A 4,563-nucleotide genomic window follows, 5' to 3' on the forward strand; every position below is an offset into this window, starting at 1 on the left:
GACCAGCACAAGCACAAATAAAACCACTTAAAATATAAACGGTATATTTTATTCGGTTTACCGATATCCCAGACAGATAGGCTGAGCGTTCGTTTCCGCCAACAGCATAGATTTGCCTTCCTATATAAGTTCGTTGTAAAAGTAATGAAGATAAAACAGCAAAAACAATCAGTACCAGAAACAAGAAGGGAAAACCAAGTATGGTTAAATCACCATAGGCTAAGTAGGATTCAGGAAAATGGCTGAGGGTTTTCCCTCGAAGCACACCGTAAACAATACTTCTAAGGATGGACATGGTAGCCAGAGTCACGATAAAAGGCTGTAATCGTAATTTGACGATAAAAAGAGCATTCATCAGTCCAGCAGCCATGCCTCCTAATAAAGCAAGCAAGACACATAAAAAGAAAGGGAGTCCAAAAATATACATCTGTCCAGCGATTAAACCTGATATAGCCATTATAGTACCAATAGATAAATCAAAACCACCGCTTATAAAAACAATGGTTTCAGCAATGGCTAACATTCCCAACTCGCTCATACGTTTAAGAACCGAAAGCAAGTTTTCATAGGTTAAAAAAGTGGGTGACAAAAAAGAGAGAATAACAATAATTCCAACATTAATCAGAGTAAGAATGAGGATCGATCGAAATTGTTCACTTCCCGGTTTCATAGAGTCCTCCTCTCACTGCGGAGATGTTGGAAAGAATCCATAGAAATAGCCAATATAATGAGAATGCCGGTAACTAAACCCTGCCAATAAGGATCGACAGATAGCATAGTCAAACCAGCCAAAATTAAACCCATTAAAACCGATCCGAGGAAAGATCCTAAAATACTCCCCGCTCCACCGGTAATGCTGGTGCCACCGATAACTACCGCAGCAATGGCATTCATCTCATAGCCAATACCGGCTTGAGGTTGGATGAAACCACTTCTCCCAACAAAAATTAAACCAGCAAAAGCTGAAAGAATACCGCTAATCGCATAAACGGCTATCTTATATTTTTGAACCGGAACTCCTGAATAGATCGCCGACTGTTCACTGCCACCAATGGCATAAATATTCCGACCAAAACGAGTAAAAAGGGTAATATAAATAAAAAGAATTACTGTTCCCAGCAAAAATAAAAATGGAGTTAAACCCCGGCCAATATACAAAAATTGGGAAGGTATGGGTGTAATATATTTTCCTTGAGTAATGATCATAGTAATTCCCCGGTAGATGTTCATCGTCCCCAAGGTGATAATCATTGCCGGTACGGCAATTCGGGTAACCAATAACCCGTTTACCAATCCCAGAATTAATCCTAATACGAGAACCAGAGGATAAACCACCCAAATCGTTCTCCCATCGGGAATTCCCATTCCTCCAATACTAATGGCAAAAGATAAGATTGAACCAACCGAAAGATCAATGCCTGCAGTTAGAATAGCTAGAGTCATTCCCATGGATAAGATTCCTACAACCGCTATCTGACGTGAAATATTGATGAAATTCCTTGCCGAGAAAAATCCTGGAATAACAAAAGAAAATACAATTAACATGCCTAATATATAAAGGAAAATGGGTAGCTCACGAAAATTACGAAGCGGTCTCCGTTTTTCCTGTATTTTCTGCTCAAGCGGCATATTCATATCGATGAACCCCCCGTAAGAACTGACATCACGTTTTCAGGATTCGCTTCTTCCCGAGTATATTCCTTGACGATTGACCCTTCCCGCATACAATAAATTCGGTCGGAAATGCCTAAAATTTCTGGAAGCTCTGAGGAGATAAAGACAATTCCCTTCCCATCAGCAGTCAAATCGTTCATAATTTTGTAGATCTCGTATTTGGCTCCGACATCAATGCCACGGGTAGGTTCATCAAAAATGAATACCTGGGCGTTGGTGAGAAGCAATTTTGAAATAACCACTTTTTGTTGATTACCTCCCGATAGGGTTTCAACCACTTGATCTCGGCTAAATACTTTAATTTTTAGCTTTTCGATCAATGAATCAACAATATTTTGCTCTTCTTTTCTCTTGACAAAAAGATTTTGAGATATTTTTTTAACAATTGGAAGTGAGATATTTTCTCTTACTGATAAAAGTAAAATGAGGCCTTCCTGCTTCCGGTCTTCGGAAAGATAGACCAGACCGTGAGAAATCGCTTCACGAGGATGACAAAACAGTTTCATTTTTTGATTACTAATTTTTATTTCCCCTTTGTTGGGACAAGTTGCTCCAAATAATGCTTTGGCTAGTTCAGTCCTTCCCGAACCAATTAAACCTGCAAAACCAACTATTTCTCCGGCATGGACTTCAAAGCTGATATCCTTGAATTCACCAGCTCGAGTCAGATCCTTTACCGACAGAAGCAAATCACCTTTTTGAGCCGTCCGGGGTGGGAACAACATGTTCAGTGACCGACCAACCATCATTCGAATAACCTCAGGTGAAGTTGTAGCAGATTTGAGACTGGTCTGAATGTGTTTTCCATCTCGCAGGACAGTAATGGCATCGCATATTTTGAAGATTTCTTCTAATTTATGAGAAACATAAAGAATAGTAATACCTTTACTTTTCAGGGTATTGATGACCGAAAATAGGTTTTGGACTTCTTTTTCGGTTAAAGATGAAGTAGGCTCATCCATAATTAAAATCTGGGTATTTAAAACCAAGGCTTTGCTAATCTCAACAATTTGCTGGTTGGCGACTGAGAGGTCTCCTACCCTATCACGGGGGGAAAAAGAAACATTTAGTTCATTTAAAACTTGTTGGCTTTTCCTTTCCATTTCAGCTCGATCTAAAGCTCCGGCAAAACCGACTGGTTCTCTTCCTAAAAATATATTCTCTGCCACAGTGAGTTCCCGAACAACAGTCAATTCTTGAAAAATTGTGGCAATACCTTTTTTTTGTGCTTCATGAACTGAAGTTATCTGGAGCCGCAGATCATCAATAAATATATCTCCTTCATAGTCGGAGTAAATTCCAGAAATTATTTTAATCAAGGTACTCTTTCCAGCGCCATTTTCTCCAACTAAACCATGTACAGTACCAGAATTAATCTGGAAGGAAATATTTTCGAGTGCAATGACTCCTGGAAATGACTTGGAAACATGATCAATGCGAATCATTGGATTCCACCTTCGTTCCTTATTGCTACATCATTTTGGATTTATCTTTTTTCTTGCAGCAAAAAACAGAAACGGAAGGCCATAAATAAACAAACTTTTATAGCCTTCCGGAGTGAACAGCTGATTCTTAGAATCCAAAAGTATCTACGTTTTCTGGAGTTAATAGCGTGTCAGGAACATAGGAGAACTTTTCTTCAACATCAGTAACTGGTACCTCTGCCCAGCCATATTCGTTTCCTGGAACAGGTAGAACTTTATCTTTGGTTAGATAATCGTAAGCAATTCGCACTCCTAAATAAGTCATCTGAGCTGAATCTAATGCCAATCCACCCTTTACAATTCCATTTTTGACATAATCAGCGTTTTGTTTCGGCATTGAAACTCCCCAAACCGCTACTTTTCCTTCCAAGCCAGCATTAATAATTGCTTGAGCCGCTGCTGGGATTCCAGTGGTGGTGGTACTGGCAAAACCAGCTAAATCAGGATGAGCGAGTAATACTGATTCGCACTGACTCAAGGCTTTTTCATAGTCATTATCATTGGCATACAAGCCCACGATGGTAATATCCGGATGTTGAGCCAATACCGCTTCTATGGCTTTTTGTCTCATTTCAAGATAGGGCTGCCCAAGGCCAGCAGTGATTAAAGCAACTTTCCCTTTGCCACCAATTTCTTTTGCTAAACCTTCACCAATGTTGGTACCACTCTGAACTGGCTCCCATCCCGAAGCGGTCCAAATAATGTCGGTTCCCGGTGCACCAATATCAAAACCAAATACCGGTATTCCCTTGGCTATCGCATCGGCAATCGGCTTTTTCATGGTTTCGGCATCAACTGCTGCCAAAAGAATGGCATCAACGCCTTTATTAACTTGGTCGTTAAAATAATCCAGTTGTTTGGCGGCATCTTCTTTTTCTGGTGCAGTATAAATAATATTAATACCAAGTTCTTCTCCGGCTTTCGTGGCACCTTCTCCACAACGTACCCACCAGGGATGACCGAGAGATAACGGGATAACAGCAATAGTAAGCTCTTGAGCGCTGGCTATCATGGTCATAGAAAGCAGAAAAATCACCATCATTACTAAAAATATACCTTTTTTCACGGTTTATTCCCTCCATTTTTAAAATCTTTTTTCCTTAATGTCGTCTTACCTTAATCAACTACAACTTCCCAGGCTTGAAAAGAATGGTCTTAAAGGTCATAAAAGTTTTTAATAAATATGAAATTTGCTTTTTAAACAGGAATTTTCACCTCCTCATTCTCCTTAGTTTTTCTAATTTATCCTGAAAATACCAGAATGAATGAAAAATGATCAAAAAAGTTAGGTACACCCCCCTGAATCCCCCCTCAATGGGGGAATAAATTTAACAATTCCCCTCCTTGGAGGGGTACCGCTTTCGCGGCGGGGAGAATGTTTTTTATTCGTCATCCTGAGGCTTCG

4 protein-coding genes are annotated in these 4,563 nt (G+C 39.8%); all 4 read right to left on the reverse strand.

Features of this window, described 5'->3' with window-relative positions:
* Nucleotides 1–670 (reverse strand): ABC transporter permease (locus tag PLK24_RS08660; protein ID WP_324478219.1); only part of this gene is annotated, 670 nt, incomplete at its 3' end.
* Nucleotides 667–1,635, reverse strand: coding sequence for an ABC transporter permease (locus PLK24_RS08665; protein WP_324478221.1), 969 nt, complete (start codon nucleotides 1,633–1,635; stop codon nucleotides 667–669). The genes PLK24_RS08665 and PLK24_RS08660, both read right to left, overlap by 4 nt.
* The gene (locus tag PLK24_RS08670; protein WP_324478223.1) at nucleotides 1,632–3,119 is read right to left on the reverse strand and encodes a sugar ABC transporter ATP-binding protein; all 1,488 of its coding nucleotides are present in this window, start codon (nucleotides 3,117–3,119) and stop codon (nucleotides 1,632–1,634) included. The genes PLK24_RS08665 and PLK24_RS08670 overlap by 4 nt, the downstream gene beginning before the upstream one ends.
* 127 nt (nucleotides 3,120–3,246) lie before the next feature.
* Nucleotides 3,247–4,224, reverse strand: coding sequence for an autoinducer 2 ABC transporter substrate-binding protein (locus PLK24_RS08675; RefSeq protein WP_324478225.1), 978 nt, complete (start codon nucleotides 4,222–4,224; stop codon nucleotides 3,247–3,249).
* Nucleotides 4,225–4,563: the final 339 nt, after the last annotated feature.

Source organism: Atribacter sp. (assembly GCF_035418125.1).
In the GTDB taxonomy this organism is placed as follows: Bacteria; Atribacterota; Atribacteria; order Atribacterales; family Atribacteraceae; genus Atribacter; species Atribacter allofermentans.

Coding starts and splice junctions, on each gene's coding strand:
- PLK24_RS08665 (WP_324478221.1), bottom strand. CDS start 1,635: ATGAATATGCCGCTTGAGCAGAAAATACAGGAAAAACGGAGACCGCTT.
- PLK24_RS08670 (WP_324478223.1), bottom strand. CDS start 3,119: ATGATTCGCATTGATCATGTTTCCAAGTCATTTCCAGGAGTCATTGCA.